The organism is Streptococcus sp. 343_SSPC (assembly GCF_001072385.1).
In the GTDB taxonomy this organism is placed as follows: Bacteria; Bacillota; Bacilli; order Lactobacillales; family Streptococcaceae; genus Streptococcus.
Window position 1 is genome coordinate 25,844 of record NZ_JVKU01000022.1, and the last position, 18,233, is coordinate 44,076.

Here is an 18,233-nt window from a genome sequence, read left to right on the forward strand (position 1 = left end):
GTGATATTTATAAATATAAAGGATAAAATTGTGAAAGAAGCGCCTAAGATTAGTGTCATTATTCCAGTATATAATGCAGAATTATATCTCAAAAGATGTATAGATTCAGTTTTGAATCAAAGTTTTAAATCATTTGAAATTATTGCAATTGATGATGGTTCAAAGGATAATTCGTTCAAAATATTGAATGAATACCAACAATTTTCTCCAAGTATTAGAATTTTGAGTCGGGAAAATAAAGGGGCGGCTTATACTAGAAATGAAGGTATCAAGGTTGCAAATGGTGAATTCATCATGTTTATCGATAGTGATGATTATATAAACCCAGACTACTTGCAGGTGTTTTATGATGAGATCTCAAACGGGATGGATGACGCAGTTATTGGTGGGCTTCAAAGAGTAAACCAAGATGGAAAACAACTATTTTCTATCCAATTGGGTAAAGATAAATGGTCGAAATATAGATCAATTTCACCATGTGCTCGCATCTATAGAAAAAAATTTATAATAGATAACGAACTTTCTTTTCCAGATATTCCGTTGGCTGAGGATTTGTTATTCAGTTTAACCGTATATACAAAATCTAAGAATATTAGAACCATACCATATTGTGGATATAATTGGTTTTACAATGAGAATAGCGCATCTAATACATTAAATAAGGGTTTTAATCCAAAATTAGATATCAAGAATGTTCTTGATAAGATAACAGGGATTATACCAAATGATTTTTCTGAAACTAAATTAATTAAATTCTTTATAAAAAAATTTACTCTTTATTGGTTATTAGACGGTGGGAGACATTCCACAAGTGAGGAGTTTTTACGTCAATATAAAGAAATTAATGATTGGGTCAAGATAAATGGAATGAAGTCCACACTTTCTGTTTTTAATCGAGAAATTAGAGATGAGAGATTGATGGTTAAACTAGCTATCTTTACAATGAACTTGATTGAAAAAGTCGGTTTATTAAAACTGTTTGCAAAACTGTATTGTAAAGGATAGTTAGAAAAACTATAGTTTCCGAAAAGATAATAGTAAATGTTAATAGGAGCAATAAATGGTTATATCAGTTGTAGTCCCGTGTTTTAATGAAGAAGAATCGATCCCATTATTTTATGAAGAGATGGAACGTGTTCGGACAGCGATGGGAGAAGAATTTGAATATATTTTTATTAATGATGGGTCTTCTGATAAAACCTTAGATGTTTTACGAGAACTCAATCTCTTGAATCCTTGTGTCCACTATCTTTCTTTTTCACGGAACTTTGGGAAGGAAGCTGCTCTCTATGCAGGACTTCAGCATGCTTCAGGAGATTATGTTACCGTTATGGATGTGGATCTACAAGATCCTCCTGAACTATTAATCGAAATGAAGCAGAAGTTGGACCAGCTGTCAATTCTGGACTGTGTCGGCACCCGCCGGGTGACACGTGATGGGGAGCCACCGATTCGTTCCTTCTTTGCACGGATGTTTTATAAATTGATTAATCATATCAGCCAAGTGGAAATGGTTGATGGAGCTCGTGATTTCCGTTTGATGCGGCGTCCCATGGTTGATGCCATTATGGAGTTATCCGAGTACAATCGTTTTTCAAAAGGGATTTTCGCCTGGGTTGGATTTGAGACAGAATACCTCGAATATAAAAATGTAGAGCGCGTGGCAGGAGAGACATCTTGGAATTTTTGGTCTCTGTTCAAATACTCGATCGAAGGGATCGTTAACTTCTCAGATGCCCCACTAAATATTGCCTTTATTGGTGGACTGTTATCTTGGATTTTGGCTTTTATCATGGTGATTCTGATTGTAATCCGAACCTTAGTCTTTGGGGATCCTACTTCAGGTTGGCCATCCCTTATGACAGTGATTCTTTTCCTTGGTGGCTTCCAATTGCTAACCATTGGGATTTTAGGAAAATATATCGGAAAAATCTTTATGGAAACCAAGAAACGTCCAATCTATGTCATCAAAGAGAAAAGCAAGTAAAAGCAGAAAACTTCTGCTTTTTTTGCTATAATGATAGGGAAAAAGCATTTGAAAGGAAATTACCATGATTTTAATTACAGGTGCAAATGGTCAACTTGGAACGGAGCTTCGCCATTTGTTAGATGAACGAAATGAAGAATATGTAGCTGTTGATGTAGCTGAAATGGACATCACAAATGCAGAGAAAGTAGATGAGGTTTTTGCGCAAGTGAAGCCAACTCTAGTCTATCACTGTGCTGCCTATACAGCAGTTGATGCTGCTGAAGATGAAGGGAAAGAGTTGGACTATGCTATTAACGTGACTGGTACGGAAAATGTAGCGAAGGCGTCTGAAAAACATGGGGCAACCCTAGTCTATATTTCTACGGACTATGTGTTTGATGGGAATAAGCCAGTTGGACAAGAATGGGAAGTAGACGATCAACCAGATCCTCAAACTGAGTACGGTCGTACAAAACGTATGGGGGAAGAATTGGTTGAGAAGCATGTTTCGAACTTCTATATCATCCGTACAGCTTGGGTCTTTGGAAATTATGGTAAAAACTTCGTCTTTACGATGCAAAACCTTGCGAAGACTCACAAAACACTTACAGTTGTTAATGACCAACATGGTCGTCCAACCTGGACACGTACTCTTGCAGAATTTATGACCTATTTGGCTGAAAATCGTAAAGAATATGGTTATTACCACTTGTCTAACGATGCGAAAGAAGATACAACTTGGTATGACTTTGCAGTTGAAATCCTCAAAGATACGGATGTTGAAGTGAAACCAGTGGATTCTAGCCAATTCCCAGCTAAGGCAAAACGCCCACTGAACTCAACGATGAGCTTGGCAAAAGCGAAAGCTACAGGATTCGTTATTCCAACTTGGCAAGATGCCTTGAAAGAGTTCTATAAACAAGAAGTGAAATAAGAGAAATTTGAAGCGACCCTTAAGGGTCGCTTTTCTGTTTGCATTAGGCAAAAAGCCTAGAAAATGGTATAATTGAATAGACTGTAAATTGTTAGAAAGGGAATATTATGCAACACGTTTTTATTATCGGAAGTCGTGGGCTTCCGGCTCAATATGGCGGTTTTGAGACTTTTGTAGACCAATTGGTCTCCCATCAAATGTCTCCAGATATCCAGTACCATGTTGCTTGCCTTTCTAACGATCAAGCCTATCATCATTTTGACTACAAGGGTGTCGATTGTTTTACCATTAAAGCGCCTAAGCTTGGGCCTGCGCGTGTCATTGCCTATGATATGATGGCCATTAACTATGCCTTGAAGCTTATTAAGAAACAAGGAATTGAACAGCCAATTTTTTACGTCTTGGGCAATACAATTGGAGCCTTTGTGGCACCCTTTGCGCGTAAGATCCATAAGATGGGTGGCCGATTCTATATCAACCCAGATGGACTGGAGTGGAAACGGGCCAAGTGGGCTAAACCGATCCAAGCCTATCTCAAGTATTCTGAAAAGATCATGACGCGCCACGCTGACTTGGTGATTTCTGACAACCCGGGTATTGAGTCCTATATCAAGGAAGCCTATCCTTGGTCCAAGACGACCTATATTGCCTATGGGACGGACTTATCTCCGACCAGCTTGACCCGTCAGGATAATAAGGTCCGAGAATTCTATCAGAAATGGCAGACACAGGAGAAGAACTATTACTTGATCTTGGGTCGCTTTGTCCCAGAAAATAATTATGAGACTGCCATTCGTGAATTCATGGCCTCTTCCAGCAAGCGGGATTTGGTGATCATTTGTAATCATGAAGGCAATCCCTATTTTGAAGAACTCCGTGCTCGAACAGGATTCGATCAGGATCCTCGCGTTAAGTTTGTAGGAACGGTCTATGATCAAGACCTTTTGAAGTATATCCGTAAAGAAGCCTTTGCTTATATCCATGGTCATGAAGTGGGCGGAACCAATCCGGGTCTCTTAGAGGCTCTTGCTCACACGGATCTGAATCTAGTTTTAGGAGTCTCCTTTAACCAAACGGTTGCCAAGGACACAGCTCAATATTGGACCAAAGAAGCTGGGAATTTGGCGCATTTGATCAACCAGGTTGATTCTTTAGAAGATGTATCTGAATGGGGTCAACGTGCCAAGGCCAATATGAAGCAAAACTTTACCTGGGAAAAAATTGTAGGTGAGTACGAGGAATTATTCTTATCATGAAAGTAAATATCTTGTTGTCCACCTATAATGGTGAACAGTATCTAAAAGAGCAGGTCAAAAGTATCCAAGACCAGACTTATCAGGATTGGCAACTCTTGATCCGAGATGATGGGTCAACCGACGGTACGGTGGAGATCATTCGAGAGTTGGTAGCCCAGGATGAGCGCATTCGCTTTATCAATCAAGGTGCTATCGAAAATCTTGGTGTCATCAAAAGCTTCCATGCCCTCTTGAAATATGAAGAAGCAGATTTCTATTGTTTTAGTGACCAAGATGATGTCTGGTTACCAGACAAGATTGCTCTTCAAGTAGCAGAAGCCGAGAAGCATCCGCAAGATAAGCCTTTGCTGGTTTACACAGATTTAAAAGTGGTCGATGAAAACTTGAATGTGCAGCATGAAAGTATGATTCGCACCCAGTCTGATCATGCCAATACCGAACTGATTCAAGAGCTGACGGAAAATACGGTAACTGGTGGGGTAGCCATGATTAACCACGCGTTGGCTGACTTATGGACAGGCCAAGAAAAACATGCGCTTCTAATGCATGATTGGTATTTGGCCTTGTTGGCAACGGCCTTTGGGAAGCTCATCTATATCAATCAGCCGACAGAATTGTACCGGCAGCACAGTAGCAATGTTCTGGGGGCTCGTACCCTTAGAAAACGGGTTAAAAATTGGGTTCGCCCTCATATTCTTTTTGCTAAATATTGGAATCTCATTGAGTCCAGTCAAGAACAAGCAAAAAATCTATTGGATCTGCCTGTCAGTTCCCAAACTAAAGAAATCATTGAAAACTTTGTCACCATTATGGATGTTCCACTAAAAGAACGTCTGAGACGGATTCGTCAGTATGGTTATCGGAAGAACCGGGCTTTTCATACCTTTGTGTTTACCAGCTTGATTCTGACAAAGTTTGCATATCGAGGTAAAAAATAATGTTTGACGTTTTTAGTCAGAAAAATCGAATTTTATTAAGAGAATTAATCAAAACAGACTTTAAATTACGCTACCAAGGATCAGCGATCGGTTATCTTTGGTCGATTTTAAAGCCCTTGATGACCTTTACGATCATGTATGTCGTCTTCATCCGCTTCTTACGTTTGGGTGGAGATGTGCCTCATTTTCCAGTTGCCCTCTTGTTGGCCAATGTAATTTGGGGCTTCTTCTCAGAAGCAACATCTATGGGGATGGTATCGATCGTTAGTCGAGGCGACCTGTTGCGCAAGTTGAATTTCTCCAAACACATCATTGTCTTGTCTGCGATTTCAGGAGCAGCCATTAACTTTGTCATTAACCTTATTGTTGTTTTGATTTTTTCATTCTTTAATGGGGTGACATTCTCTTGGACAGCTTTGATGGTGATTCCGCTATTCTTTGAGTTGTTCTTGATGGCGACAGGATGTGCATTGATTTTAGCGACATTTTTCGTTCGTTTCCGTGACCTAGGTCAAGTTTGGGAAGTGCTCTTGCAAGCTGGATTGTATGCGACGCCAATTATCTACCCAATTACCTTTATCGCAGACCGCAATCCATGGGCGGCTAAGTTGGTCATGATGAATCCTTTGGCTCAAATCATCCAAGACATGCGTTATTTCTTGATTGATAAGGCCAACACCCCTGTTTGGCTTTTGGTAGAGAATAAGTTCTTGGTTCTGATTCCTTATGTTTTACCAATTCTTATTTTTGTCGCTGGCTTTGCTTACTTTAACAAACATGCTAAGAAATTTGCGGAGATTCTCTAATGACAGATAAACAAATTGCAGTAAAAGTAGACCATGTCAGCAAGTACTTTAAGTTGCCAACAGAAGCAACCAATAGTCTTCGAACTGCCCTGGTCAATCGTTTCAAAGGCATTAAAGGCTATAAAGAACAGCACGTTCTCAAGGATATTTCTTTTGAGGTAGAAAAAGGAGACTTTTTTGGGATTCTCGGAAGAAATGGTTCTGGAAAATCGACTCTCTTGAAAATTATTTCTGAAATCTATGTACCAGAAAAAGGTGCTGTCACTATCGATGGGAAACTGGTGTCCTTCATTGAGCTTGGAGTGGGCTTTAACCCAGAACTGACAGGTCGTGAAAATGTCTACATGAATGGAGCTATGCTAGGCTTCTCAACAGCTGAAATTGATGCCATGTATGATGATATCGTAGACTTTGCCGAGTTGCATGAATTCATGAACCAAAAGCTTAAGAACTACTCATCAGGGATGCAGGTTCGTCTAGCCTTTTCGGTTGCGATTAAGGCCCAAGGCGATATCCTGATTTTGGACGAGGTCCTAGCAGTAGGAGATGAGGCCTTCCAGCGCAAGTGTAACGATTATTTCCAAGAACGGAAAAAATCAGGGAAAACTACTATCCTGGTTACCCATGATATGGGGGCCGTCAAGAAATATTGTAACAAGGCCGTATTGATTGAAAATGGTTTGGTGAAAGCAATTGGTAGTCCTGAAAATGTTGCCAACCAGTATAGTTTTGACAATACAGCTCCTTTGAAACAGGGAGGAGAAGCTAGTGGAGGTGCTAATCCCAACCATGAAGAACAAGTATTGGTTGAAAACTTTCAGCTTCAGTTGTTAAGTTCCAACAAGTTACGCCCCCAAGATACGATTCACTTCCAAATTGATTTTGATGTACTTGAAGATATCCAGACCTATATCGCACTGTCTTTAACAGATATCGATCGGAATATTTGGATCTACAATGATAATTCGATGAATCGGTTGATGAGTGGGGCTGGACATAAAACAGTTCATTACACTTGTTCCCTTCCAACAGTGAATGACTTGAAAATGAAATTAGAAGTGACAGTGCGGGATGCCGAAGGACAGATGCTGGCCTTTTCAGATGCTACCCAAACCCCACTAATCTTTATCAATCGAGATGATATAGCTTTGGATGATAAATCAGCAATGGATGCAGCAAGTGGCTTAATCCAACGCAATGGAACATGGTCAATGACTGACTAGACTGAGGGAGATATGGAAACGACGCCTTTTGTTTCGATAATTTGTACAGTTTTTAATAAAGAACCCTGGCTAAAGAAGACAATTGACAGCTTCTTGGCCCAACAAACAGAGTTTTCTTTTGAGATTATTTTAGTGGATGATGCTTCAAGTGATGGATCTCGTTCCATCATTCAGGATTATCAAGCAAACTACCCTGATCTGATCCGTGCCTTTTATCAGGATGAAAATCAGGGAATTTCTAAAACCTGGGTCTCTATCTGTAAAGAAGCGCGTGGAAAGTATATTGCCCGCTGTGACGGAGATGATTTTTGGTTAGACCCTTTAAAACTTCAGAAACAGGTTGACTTATTAGAAAGTAAGCCTGATTGCAAATGGTCCAATACTGATTTTGATATTTATGATGAAAAAGGAACTCTCGTTTCTAAGGCTGGCTTTGCAAATCATACGATCCCATTAGCAGATACCTATGAAAAGATGCTTGCAACAAGAGGTTTTACTATGGCCTCTACATGGCTAGTTGATAGAGATCTGATGTTAGAAGTCAATCAAGAGTTAGACTTAACGACATCAGATGATACTTTCAACCTCCAATTGGAACTCTTTCAACGGACTTCTTTAGCGTATCTGGATGAAGCAACGGTTGCCTATACTATCAACCAAGGATCGGATTCTCGTCCTTGTGATTTTAGAAAATTGGAACGTCGCTTCCATAAGCTACTGCAAACTCAATTAGCCTATCTTGATAAATATCCAAATGCAGATTTTAAAGAGATGACAAAAATTCTCTTAGATCGTACTAATACTTATGAGATTCGCTTGTCTAAACCAATGGATTCTCTTTCACACATCGGTATGGAGTCTGTTACAATTTATTTTGGTAACGAAGAAAATACTTATTCGGAAGATCGTACCATGACCAAACTGCTTCAAAAAGAAGATAGTCTGACAATCGAAATTCCGAAGGGAACTTCTGTTATTCGAGTTGATCTTTCGGAAAATCCTAGTTATTACTCTGATGTTGAATTGAAAGATTCGTCAGGCAAGGTTTGTTCAGCTGTTTATAGTAATGGCGTTGTTGTTGATAATTTGTATTTGTTTAGCGAACCGGATCCTCAATTGATTTATGAAGTTGAAGAAGAAGTGGTGTATCAACTGAGCTATAAAATGATTTCTATAGATAATCCCTCTGCACCGGATTATATTGGAAAAGTTTTTGCAGCTTCAATGTTGCAGTCTATTAATAACATGAAGAGACTAGAAGCAGAGCTGGAAACTGCGAAAGAAGCATATAGAACTGTTATCACATCCAGACGTTGGACCATTCCAACAAAGATCTTGAAATTCTTAAGAATAAGGAAATAATATGCAACGTTTACTTTTATATGTTCACTACAATAAGTTTAATTTTATTAGTGGGCATGTACTCTACCAATTAGAAAAAATTCGTCCCTTGTATTCACGGGTGGTCTTTATCTCTAATAGTCAGCTACCAGAAGATGTGAAGGATCATTTGTCTTCCCAACACTTGGTGGATGATATTCTTGAGCGCCAAAATAGTGGCTTTGACTTCGCTGCTTGGCGGGATGGAATGAAGACAGTCGGCTTTGATCAACTGGCCCACTTTGATTCTGTTACCCTCATGAATGATACCTGTTTTGGCCCTCTTTGGGATTTAGAACCAATTTATCAGCAGTTTGAAAATGACCCTGAAGTAGATTTCTGGGGAATGACAAATTACCGGAAAGACAAGGATTTTAACGAGCATATTCAAAGTTATTATCTTAGCTTTAAAAAACAGGTTATTGAATCAAGTACTTTCCATGAGTTTTGGCAAGGCGTTCAAGACTTTACCAATGTCCAAGATGTGATCGATAACTACGAGACTAAGGTCACAACGAATTTCTTGGATGCTGGTTTTCGCTATAAAACTGTCTTTAATACCATCCATGAAGATACAACTGGGATGCTCTATCCAGACTTTTCTTACTACAATCCTACAGCGATTCTTAAACATAAGGTTCCTTTCATCAAAGTCAAAACCATTGCAAATAATGAAGGAATCATGCCTTATATTTTTGATGAATTGGAGCGTGTATCGGACTATCCATTGGATTTGATTCTTAACCACATGTCTATGATTGACCGTCCAGACTATCCTTATCTCTTATCCCGTAAGTATTTGAAGGATCAAGACTTAGGAGACACATTTGATAAAAAAGTTGCGGTTCATCTCCATGTCTTTTATGTGGACCTCTTGGAAGAATTTCTAGATGCTTTTCAAGCCTTTCATTTCTCTTATGACTTATGGATCACGACAGATGTAGAAGAGAAGAAGCAGGCTATTGAGGAGATTCTTTCTAATCGGGCCCAAGTTGCGACAGTCGTGGTGACTGGAAACATTGGACGAGATGTGTTACCAATGCTGCTCTTAAAAGAGCAACTCTCAAAATACGATTATGTTGGCCATTTCCATACCAAGAAATCCAAAGAAGCAGATTTCTGGGCAGGTGAATCTTGGCGCAAAGAATTGATCGAGATGTTGGTCAAACCGGCTGATCAAATCCTAGCCAATATGGAAGCCAATCCAAAAGTCGGAATGACTATTGCAGATATTCCAACTTTCTTCCGATACAATCGAATAGTGGTTGCCTGGAATGAAGCCCTCATTTCACCAGAGATGAACAAGCTCTGGCAACGGATGGGAGCGACCAAGAAAATTGATTTCAAAAATCTCAATACCTTTGTTATGAGCTATGGCACCTTTGTTTGGTTTAAGTATGATGCTTTGAAACCACTCTTTGATTTAAATTTGTCAGCAGCAGATGTTCCAGCTGAACCTCTTCCTCAAAATTCGATCCTTCATGCGATTGAACGCTTATTAGTCTACATTGCCTGGGATCAAAAATATGACTTTAGGATCTCCCAAAATCCACACGTTCTCACACCATTTATTGATAATAAGCAGTTGAACAATCGAGAGGATCTCCAACCACATACCTTCGTGGACTTTAATCAAATCGGTGGGATTAAAGGAGCCTTGATGTATATTGCGATTGGACCAGCTAGAGCAATAAAATATATTATATTGAGACTTCTCAAGAGAAAGTAGAGGAAATCTTGTGAGTTTATTTGATAAAGAAAAGTTAAGAAATATTATCATTGCAATCGTCTTAATCTTGTTCTCAAGGATTTTTTTGACCAGTTTATTTGAATTTACTTTGAATAAGAAAGTGTTAATTCTAATAATAGCATCAGTTATCTATCTGTTGCTGTTTAATTCAAAAGACTCTGATAAATTACCACGGAATGCGTTTCTGTTAATAGTTATATTTGGTAGTTTTATTTCTGTTGTCAAGCCAGTTCAATATGGATTGGATGAAGAGTCGCACTTGCCAAACGTCATTAGTATAACAGATAGTCCGATTTTTAAGTATTCGGATGAAAAGCTAGCAGACTATGATTCTGTATTTGGTTACGATGCTTTAAGAAACCCTGGGAAAAAATCCTCACAGTACTGGTATAGTGTAGAACATAAAGATAGTAAAATTAGAGGAACAAGAGTTGGATTTGACAATCCTGCCTTTCTCCCTAATGCTATTGGATGGTCCATCGGTAAACTAATCTCGAAAAAAGTATATGTTTCTTATTATTTAGGAAGAATTTTCGAAGTTATAGCCTTTGCAATTTTAGCTTATCTTGCATTAAAAATCAGTAAGGTATTCAGAGAAACTATTTATCTTTTTTCTACGTTCCCAGCTGTTTTATATATTATCGCTGGTTACCATTATGATTACTTATATTTTGGAGCCAGTTTAATTGCTTTAGCATTATTAACAAATGTACTCTCTGAGAAAAATAAAGTTGATAAAAAATATGCAATTGCTTTTCAATGTACGACATTACTTTTCGCATTCTCGAAATTTCCTTTTATATTAACAGGAAGTTTGTTGTCTGTTTTACCAAATAGATATTATAAAGATAAAAAAATGAGGACATTCTCTTCCTTACTATTTCTTTTAAATCTATTTATATCATTTATTTATGTTGGTATAATTAAATTATTCCCTTCTGGAAGTTCAATTTCAGGGGAAGGTCCAGGTCTATTTTATTTCTTAACGCATCCATTGCCATTGTTACGAACTTTATTCTTAGCACCGCATGGAATTATTAATGATTTTATTTCAGATCCATTAAAGTATGTTTCTGAAAAATCAGCATTTTTAATCGCAGCTTCAATTTTCACTTTCTTTTTCATTCTATTCATTATTATTCTTAGAAATAAGATTGAACTGCCTAAATTCTTTAAATACTACAGTTTGCTTTTACTTTTAGGTACAGCAACCCTAATTATTGTTGCGATTTCTGGAGATCCTCGTGTATATCACTCAGGTGATATTGTTGTTGGTGGGGTTCAAGGTCGTTACTATTATTATATTTTAATGTTTCTACCACTTTATTTCGGCACATGGTTCCACAAAAAAGTGGGTATAGCTGATATTGCTCAAAGTGAGGATTCACATTTTGATATATCGTTACAATATGCACTCATCTTTTTGAACATTTTAACGATTAGTATTGGGATTTATACACAAATTCAGGGTTGATTATTATAATTGAAACATCATAGTTATGGGGAGAAAAATGAAGAGAAAAAAGAAGTTTAATTTAAAAGAGTTTCTTATAAGAAACTATCAGAAATTAACGAGAACTCAACTGTATTCTTTTGCTCTCCTCGTGTTTTTTCTTGTCATTAATACGTATTTAGTTCAGCATGTGATTGCTGAAAAACTAGGAGCAACTGATTCCGTTATGGCATTGATTAATCACTGTGGGATCTATTTTGGGCTTGCTACAGTCATTTTGGTTGTCCTAATTTCTCAATATGATTTAAAGCGAATTTTTGCTTTAAAGATTCTTGTATCCTATAGTGTCTATTTAATTCTTTCTTATTCAATTGAAGTTGCCCTTCATATTAATGTACCGAAATATAAGGTATTCGATTTTGCCAAGAATGGTTTTTGGCAGACCAACTCAATTGTTTTTGTATCGGTATTAGTTGCTAGTTCACTCTTATTTTCAACTATTAGACAGTGGTTTGATAACAAGGCTGTTAAAAGAAAAACGAGACCAATTGGAAAACTATTTGAATACTTATTGCATTCTAGTATTTTAACAACTTTTGTTTTAACAGATTCTAAAATTCCTTCAACTCTCTATCGTACGACCTGGTATTTGTTTGATGGCATTGGAAAAACCGGAGGAGGCAAGTATTCCCTGTCGCAATTCTGGTTTGTCGAGTTTAGAATGATTGGTTTCTCTATTCTTTTAACTCTTATCGGATTGTTTTTTGTCAAAGGTCAAATAGACTTAGTTAAAAATAGATCGAGTTTTTCACTGGCTGTTATGACTAGTATTAGTCTAGCTATTCTATCTAACACTGGTGTGCAACTTGGACTTGGAGCAGGAGACTTGCTTGTTGGTTATTCGATTTTTCCAGGAGGAGTCGTATTTCCTATCCTCTGTCTCGTGTTTCTATACATCTCTCTATATGTATTGATCAATAGATATTGGTTTACAACGATTTTAATAGTCTTTAGTAGTGTTTCTTTCGTTGTTGCCAACGCTGTAAAATTCAGTATGAGGGGAGAGCCTATTTTACCGAGTGATTTGGTCTGGTTATCTCAACCGTCGGTTTTATTTAGTTTTGTTGATGTCTCCTTTATGTTCATTGTCATAGCAGTTGCTGTTGGTTTATCGGTTACCTATATTCTCGGTAGACGATATATTTACACAGGGAAAATTATACGGTCAACGATAATTCGCTATCTTACACTTTTGTCTCTTGTATTATTTGGTTATAAAGTATATTCTATCTTTGACCAAAAAGAAAATGGCGTGATTTCGGAGAAAGTACCAGTTATCACCTTATTGAATAACTTTCAGGATACGAAATGGCTGGGGAATTCGATTAATGCCAGGTATCGGTCGTTAGCTTTTGTCTGGTTCAATCAATTGACAACAGAAGTCATGATAAAACCGGAGGGATATAGTAAAGAAAAAATGCTTGAGATTGAAAAGAAATACTCTAATCAAGCCTCTGAAATCAATCAAACAAGAAATGAAGTTATCGATCAACAGACCATCATCTATGTTCTAAGTGAGAGTTTTTCGGATCCTAGCAGAATAGAAGGAGTGACAATTTCTAGAAATCCTATCCCAAATATTCAAGACATAAAGTCAAAAGTGACAAGTGGTTTAATGAAATCAGATGGCTACGGCGGTGGTACGGCTAATATGGAATTTCAAACTTTAACAGGTTTACCTTTTTATAATATCAGCCCTACCGTCTCTGTTCTATACTCAGATGTGGCTCCAAAAATGCAACTGTTAATTTCGATAAGTGATTCTTTTGCACCTAAAAATAAGGAAATTATCCATTTTGAATCAAAAATTAACTATTCAAGAGATGTTATCTATAATAGACTGGATTTTGATAAGTTTGTAAGTATTGATGACAAAAAGGAATATAATGTAGGATACCAGGAAATTCATGTCAGTGACCAATCAACCTATAATGCAGTCCTAAAAGATTTAAATCCTAAGCAGAGTCAGTTTTTCTCAGTCATTACGATGCAGAATCACGCCCCATTTATTGCAGGGGAACCATCAGATGTAACAGCTTCCGGCAAAGGTTTCTCAGAGGATGTGAATACTCGTTTGACAAATTATTCAAGGTTATTAACGTTTACTGACAAAGCCACCCAAGATTTCCTAGAAAAGCTATCCAAAATCGATAAAAAGATTACAGTTGTTTTTTACGGAGATCATTTGCCTGGTTTGTATCCAGAATCTGCCTTTAAGAACTATCCAGAAGGTCAATACCAAACAGACTACTTTATTTGGAGTAATTTTGATGCTCCTAAATTAGACTACCCTTTAGTCAACTCGAGTGACTTCTCTGCTATGGTCTTTGAACAGACTAACTCTAAGGTCTCTCCATACTATGCTCTCTTGACAGAAGTGTTGAAGAAAGCAAGTGTTGACAAAAAAGCTTTAGAAGGAGAAGCGAAAGAGATTGCTGAAGATTTGAAGATGGTGGAGTATGATCTGATAAGTGGTAAAGGATACCTTTCCCAAGATTTCTTCAAGGTACCATCGGCAAAAAATTAATGGAAAGAGACCAGCTTTCATCAATCTTTCATTCAGTAATTTGATTGCTAAAATTATTAAAAATAGAACAGGCTTTCCTGTTCTATTTTTGTTGATTTTATGCTAAACTAGTAGGAGGGGGTTCCGCATATGATTAAGATTTTTGGGAAAATCCGATACCATTGGCAGCCTGATTTATCCATGCTGATTACCTATTGGTCATTATCGGTTATACCCGTCTTTATTGGACTAGCTCTAATGTATGAGAGTTCCAGTATCCCGACGGTGGTACTCTTTTCATTCTTTCTCTTTATGGCCTTGCTGGCTGTAGGAGTGCATCGCTATTTTACGATCTACGATGATGGGATTTTACGGATTATCACGGCGAATCCATTAACTCCTATAAAAGTTCCGATTTCATCGATTGAAAAAGTGGAAGTTACAAAGAATTCCATCAAGTTAATTTTCAACGATGGATCAAGAAGTCGGACCTTCTGTATGCGTAAGTGGCCCAAAAAATACTTTATCAATGCCTTAGCCTTGAATGATCATTTTAAGGGTGAGATTGAGTTGACAGATAACTTTATCCATGTGGACTATTATCAACTCTACTATGCAGATAATGAAAAAAGCTCTTAATCTTTGATAAGAGCTCGGGTTGGACAATTTTTAACCGCTTCTTGGATTGAAGTATCGGTAGGAAATTCTTTTTCCAATCGTTCATCCTCAGAGGCAAACTTAACGATGCCATTATCGTGATAGTCAAAAATGTCCGAATATGTTTGGCAAAGGCCACATGCGATACAACGTTCAGGTATTAAGGTTATTTTCATATCTATATTGTAATGATTTTAACAGGAAAACACAAGGAGGAAGTTATGCCGAAAGAGCCATGGGAAGAAGAAATTTATGATGACGGAGAAGAAACATTGAAACGAACAAACAAATTAAATGGGATAAAAGCTGATCGCTTGTTGACCATCTTGGCGATTATTTTCTTTATTATTATTGTAGCGATGGTCTGCTTCTTAGTTTACCTTTCTACAGGTGGAAGCGATAAGAAGAAACAAATGAGCGGTTTCTACAATGGTGAAACAACAGTCGTTGCAGCAAGTAGTGCTCCAGCTGCAGAACAGACAGAGGAAGCAAGTGCAGAAGAATCTGAAGAAGGTACGATTACAGTCCTAGCTGGTGAAGGAGAAGCAGCAATTGCAGCGCGTGCTGGCATTTCGATTGCCGAATTAGAGCAACTGAATCCATCTCACATGTCTACTGGATCATGGTATGCCAATCCAGGAGATGTCGTCAAGATTAAATAAAGGATAAGCTATGAAACAGATTCAAATCGCGATTGATGGCCCTGCATCTAGCGGGAAGTCAACTGTTGCTAAGATTATTGCTAAAAATTTAGGCTACACTTATCTCGATACGGGTGCCATGTATCGCGCAGCGACCTATCTGGCTCTTCGTCATGATCTGACCGAAGCAGATGTTGACCAGTTGGTTGATTTGCTGAACCAATATCCTGTGAGCTTTGGGCGATCTGAAGACGGGCAGCAATTAGTCTTCGTAGCTGATGTCGATGTGACTCATCCAATTCGTGACAATGAAGTGACCAACAATGTCTCTTGGGTATCTGCCTTGGCTCCTGTGCGTGAGCGCTTGGTAGCCCAGCAACAACAGATTGCTGCTCAAGGGGGAATCGTCATGGACGGTCGTGATATTGGGACGGTTGTCTTACCAAATGCAGAATTGAAGATTTTCCTAGTGGCTTCTGTAGAAGAACGTGCAGAACGTCGCTATAAGGAAAATATGAGCAAGGGCATTGAAACAGATTTAGAAGTATTGAAAAAAGAAATTGCTGAGCGGGACTACAAAGACAGTCACCGAGAGGTTTCGCCATTGAAACCAGCAGACGATGCCATTCATTTTGATACGACTGGTGTCGGAATTGATCAAGTGGTTGCATTTATTGAAGAAAAAGCAAAAAAAATCCTTGACAATCCATCATAAACTTGATATCATATAAAAGTTGAGAAAAGCAGAAGTGAGAACTTCTCGCCTTGCGACTAACGTTGTCTGGCCCCTACGGATCAAGTTTCAGAAATGAAATATAATCATGTAGTGCGGGTTTGCGTTAGCAAGTCCGCTCTTGTTTTTCTCTAAAATAAAAAAAGAGGTGAAAACCATAGCAAAGCAAGACTTATTCATCAATGATGAAATTCGTGTACGTGAAGTTCGCTTAATCGGTCTTGAGGGCGAACAATTGGGTATCAAACCACTTGGTGAAGCGCAAGCACTTGCGGACGACGCTAATGTGGACTTGGTTCTCATTCAACCTCAAGCTAAACCTCCTGTTGCGAAAATTATGGACTACGGTAAGTTCAAATTTGAGTACCAGAAGAAACAAAAAGAACAACGCAAAAAACAAAGCGTTGTGACCGTGAAAGAAGTTCGTTTGAGCCCAGTTATCGACAAGGGTGATTTCGATACAAAACTTCGCAATGCTCGCAAGTTCCTTGAAAAAGGGAACAAAGTGAAGGTTTCCATTCGCTTTAAGGGTCGTATGATCACCCATAAAGAGATTGGGGCAAAAGTTTTAGCCGATTTCGCTGAAGCAACTCAAGATATTGCTATCATCGAACAACGTGCTAAAATGGATGGTCGTCAAATGTTCATGCAGTTGGCACCAGCAACTGACAAGAAATAATCTGTCAGAAAGTTAAAAAAAGGAGAAAATATCATGCCAAAACAAAAAACACACCGCGCATCAGCTAAACGTTTCAAACGTACAGGTTCTGGTGGACTTAAACGTTTCCGTGCTTACACTTCTCACCGTTTCCACGGAAAAACTAAGAAACAACGTCGTCATCTTCGTAAAGCATCTATGGTGCATTCAGGAGATTTCAAACGTATCAAAGCAATGCTTACTCGCTTGAAATAATCGCGTATTTGTAAGTAAAGAATTCTAGGAAATATTGGAGGAAATATAAATGGCACGTGTTAAAGGTGGCGTTGTATCACGCAAACGTCGTAAACGTATTCTTAAATTAGCTAAAGGTTACTATGGAGCTAAACACATCTTGTTCCGTACTGCAAAAGAACAAGTAATGAACTCTTACTACTATGCATACCGTGACCGTCGTCAAAAGAAACGTGACTTCCGCAAATTGTGGATCACACGTATCAATGCGGCAGCTCGTATGAACGGACTTTCATACTCACAATTGATGCATGGTTTGAAATTGGCTGAGATCGAAGTTAACCGTAAAATGCTTGCTGACTTGGCTGTTAACGATGCAGCAGCTTTCACAGCTCTTGCAGATGCAGCTAAAGCAAAACTTGGTAAATAATTAATAAAGAGATCCGCATGGATCTCTTTTTCTTTGAGTGAACGAATCGGCTGTGACAGTGTTATCTTTTTTTCTTGCTGATTTCGTGCTATAATGAAAAAAATTTAGAATGTTAATGAAGGAGGACAAGACTGTGGGACATAAACGATTAGCTTGGGATGAGTATTTTGCAGCACAGGCTTTGTTAATATCAAATCGAGCAACTTGTAAGCGAGCCAAGGTGGGTGCTGTATTGGTCAAGGATCATAAGGTGGTTGCGACGGGTTACAATGGCTCTGTCTCTGGTACGGAGCATTGCTTGGATCATGACTGCCTCATGGTGGAGGGACACTGTGTTCGGACCCTCCATGCAGAGGTCAATGCCATTTTACAGGGAGCGGAACGGGGGATTCCCAAAGGTTTCACAGCCTATGTGACCCATTTCCCTTGCCTCAACTGTACCAAGCAGCTGCTTCAAGTAGGCTGCAAGCGGGTAGTTTATATCCATCAATACCGCATCGATGAATATGCTCAGTATCTCTACCGTGAAAAAGAAGTAGAGCTAGTCCATCTTCCATTGGAAGTGGTCAAAGAAGCTATTGCAGAGGCAGACTTTATTTAAGAAT

19 protein-coding genes and 1 other annotated feature are annotated in these 18,233 nt (G+C 38.4%); of the genes, 18 read left to right on the forward strand and 1 reads right to left on the reverse strand.

The features are described from left to right. The first annotated feature begins 30 nt into the window (after positions 1-30). The 12 genes from ADH27_RS06795 to ADH27_RS06850 all read left to right on the forward strand — a co-directional run bounded on the left by ADH27_RS06795 (position 31) and on the right by ADH27_RS06850 (position 14,914). Positions 31-1,005, forward strand: coding sequence for a glycosyltransferase family 2 protein (locus tag ADH27_RS06795; protein ID WP_239681778.1), 975 nt, complete (start codon positions 31-33; stop codon positions 1,003-1,005). Positions 1,006-1,060: 55 nt separating this feature from the next. After that, positions 1,061-1,987: a glycosyltransferase family 2 protein gene (locus tag ADH27_RS06800; RefSeq protein ID WP_048716876.1), complete on the forward strand. Its 927-nt coding sequence runs from the start codon at positions 1,061-1,063 to the stop codon at positions 1,985-1,987. 64 nt (positions 1,988-2,051) lie between these two features. Next, the gene (gene rfbD, locus ADH27_RS06805) at positions 2,052-2,903 is read left to right on the forward strand and encodes a dTDP-4-dehydrorhamnose reductase (RefSeq protein ID WP_048716879.1); all 852 of its coding nucleotides are present in this window, start codon (positions 2,052-2,054) and stop codon (positions 2,901-2,903) included. Positions 2,904-3,010: 107 nt separating this feature from the next. Next, positions 3,011-4,159 carry a beta 1-4 rhamnosyltransferase Cps2T gene (cps2T, locus tag ADH27_RS06810; RefSeq protein ID WP_048716881.1) on the forward strand — a complete coding sequence of 383 codons (1,149 nt, stop codon included), beginning with the start codon at positions 3,011-3,013 and terminating at the stop codon, positions 4,157-4,159. Then, positions 4,156-5,097 (forward strand): glycosyltransferase family 2 protein, encoded by a 942-nt coding sequence (locus ADH27_RS06815; RefSeq protein ID WP_048716885.1) that lies wholly within the window; start codon positions 4,156-4,158, stop codon positions 5,095-5,097. The genes cps2T and ADH27_RS06815 overlap by 4 nt, the downstream gene beginning before the upstream one ends. Then, positions 5,097-5,903, forward strand: a complete 807-nt coding sequence (locus tag ADH27_RS06820; protein ID WP_048716888.1) for an ABC transporter permease — start codon at positions 5,097-5,099, stop codon at positions 5,901-5,903. The genes ADH27_RS06815 and ADH27_RS06820 overlap by 1 nt, the downstream gene beginning before the upstream one ends. Next, positions 5,903-7,126: an ABC transporter ATP-binding protein gene (locus ADH27_RS06825; protein WP_048716890.1), complete on the forward strand. Its 1,224-nt coding sequence runs from the start codon at positions 5,903-5,905 to the stop codon at positions 7,124-7,126. The genes ADH27_RS06820 and ADH27_RS06825 overlap by 1 nt, the downstream gene beginning before the upstream one ends. 12 nt (positions 7,127-7,138) lie before the next feature. Continuing rightward, positions 7,139-8,488: a glycosyltransferase gene (locus ADH27_RS06830; RefSeq protein WP_048716893.1), complete on the forward strand. Its 1,350-nt coding sequence runs from the start codon at positions 7,139-7,141 to the stop codon at positions 8,486-8,488. Position 8,489: 1 nt separating this feature from the next. Continuing rightward, positions 8,490-10,235 carry a rhamnan synthesis F family protein gene (locus ADH27_RS06835; protein WP_048716896.1) on the forward strand — a complete coding sequence of 582 codons (1,746 nt, stop codon included), beginning with the start codon at positions 8,490-8,492 and terminating at the stop codon, positions 10,233-10,235. A 10-nt stretch (positions 10,236-10,245) separates the two neighbouring features. After that, positions 10,246-11,730 carry a DUF2142 domain-containing protein gene (locus ADH27_RS06840; RefSeq protein WP_048716899.1) on the forward strand — a complete coding sequence of 495 codons (1,485 nt, stop codon included), beginning with the start codon at positions 10,246-10,248 and terminating at the stop codon, positions 11,728-11,730. A 37-nt stretch (positions 11,731-11,767) separates the two neighbouring features. Next, entirely contained in the window at positions 11,768-14,296 is a 2,529-nt protein-coding gene (locus ADH27_RS06845; protein WP_048716906.1) for an LTA synthase family protein, read from the forward strand. A 129-nt stretch (positions 14,297-14,425) separates the two neighbouring features. Further along, positions 14,426-14,914, forward strand: coding sequence for an EbsA family protein (locus ADH27_RS06850; protein ID WP_006596041.1), 489 nt, complete (start codon positions 14,426-14,428; stop codon positions 14,912-14,914). Here the strand turns inward: ADH27_RS06850 and ADH27_RS09905 are convergent. Then, positions 14,911-15,108 carry a ferredoxin gene (locus tag ADH27_RS09905; RefSeq protein WP_082160987.1) on the reverse strand — a complete coding sequence of 66 codons (198 nt, stop codon included), beginning with the start codon at positions 15,106-15,108 and terminating at the stop codon, positions 14,911-14,913. The genes ADH27_RS06850 and ADH27_RS09905 overlap by 4 nt on opposite strands. Before the next feature lie 45 nt (positions 15,109-15,153). Here ADH27_RS09905 and ADH27_RS06855 point away from each other — a divergent pair, with 45 nt between their 5' ends. From ADH27_RS06855 to ADH27_RS06880, 6 genes are all read left to right on the forward strand, one after another. After that, a complete protein-coding gene (locus ADH27_RS06855) occupies positions 15,154-15,594 on the forward strand; it encodes an SAG1386/EF1546 family surface-associated protein (RefSeq protein ID WP_006597409.1) in 441 nt (146 codons plus the stop codon). A gap of 10 nt (positions 15,595-15,604) precedes the next feature. Then, a complete protein-coding gene (gene cmk / locus ADH27_RS06860; RefSeq protein ID WP_048716909.1) occupies positions 15,605-16,288 on the forward strand; it encodes a (d)CMP kinase in 684 nt (227 codons plus the stop codon). A gap of 20 nt (positions 16,289-16,308) precedes the next feature. Next, positions 16,309-16,439: a sequence feature (ribosomal protein L20 leader region), on the forward strand. Between the two features lie 15 nt (positions 16,440-16,454). Further along, positions 16,455-16,985, forward strand: a complete 531-nt coding sequence (infC, locus tag ADH27_RS06865; RefSeq protein WP_006597373.1) for a translation initiation factor IF-3 — start codon at positions 16,455-16,457, stop codon at positions 16,983-16,985. Positions 16,986-17,018: 33 nt separating this feature from the next. After that, positions 17,019-17,219: a 50S ribosomal protein L35 gene (rpmI, locus tag ADH27_RS06870; protein ID WP_001125942.1), complete on the forward strand. Its 201-nt coding sequence runs from the start codon at positions 17,019-17,021 to the stop codon at positions 17,217-17,219. Between the two features lie 49 nt (positions 17,220-17,268). Then, a complete protein-coding gene (gene rplT, locus ADH27_RS06875; protein WP_000124834.1) occupies positions 17,269-17,628 on the forward strand; it encodes a 50S ribosomal protein L20 in 360 nt (119 codons plus the stop codon). A 133-nt stretch (positions 17,629-17,761) separates the two neighbouring features. Next, complete coding sequence (locus ADH27_RS06880) at positions 17,762-18,229, forward strand: deoxycytidylate deaminase (RefSeq protein ID WP_006597396.1); 468 nt, start codon at positions 17,762-17,764, stop codon at positions 18,227-18,229. Positions 18,230-18,233 lie beyond the last annotated feature (4 nt).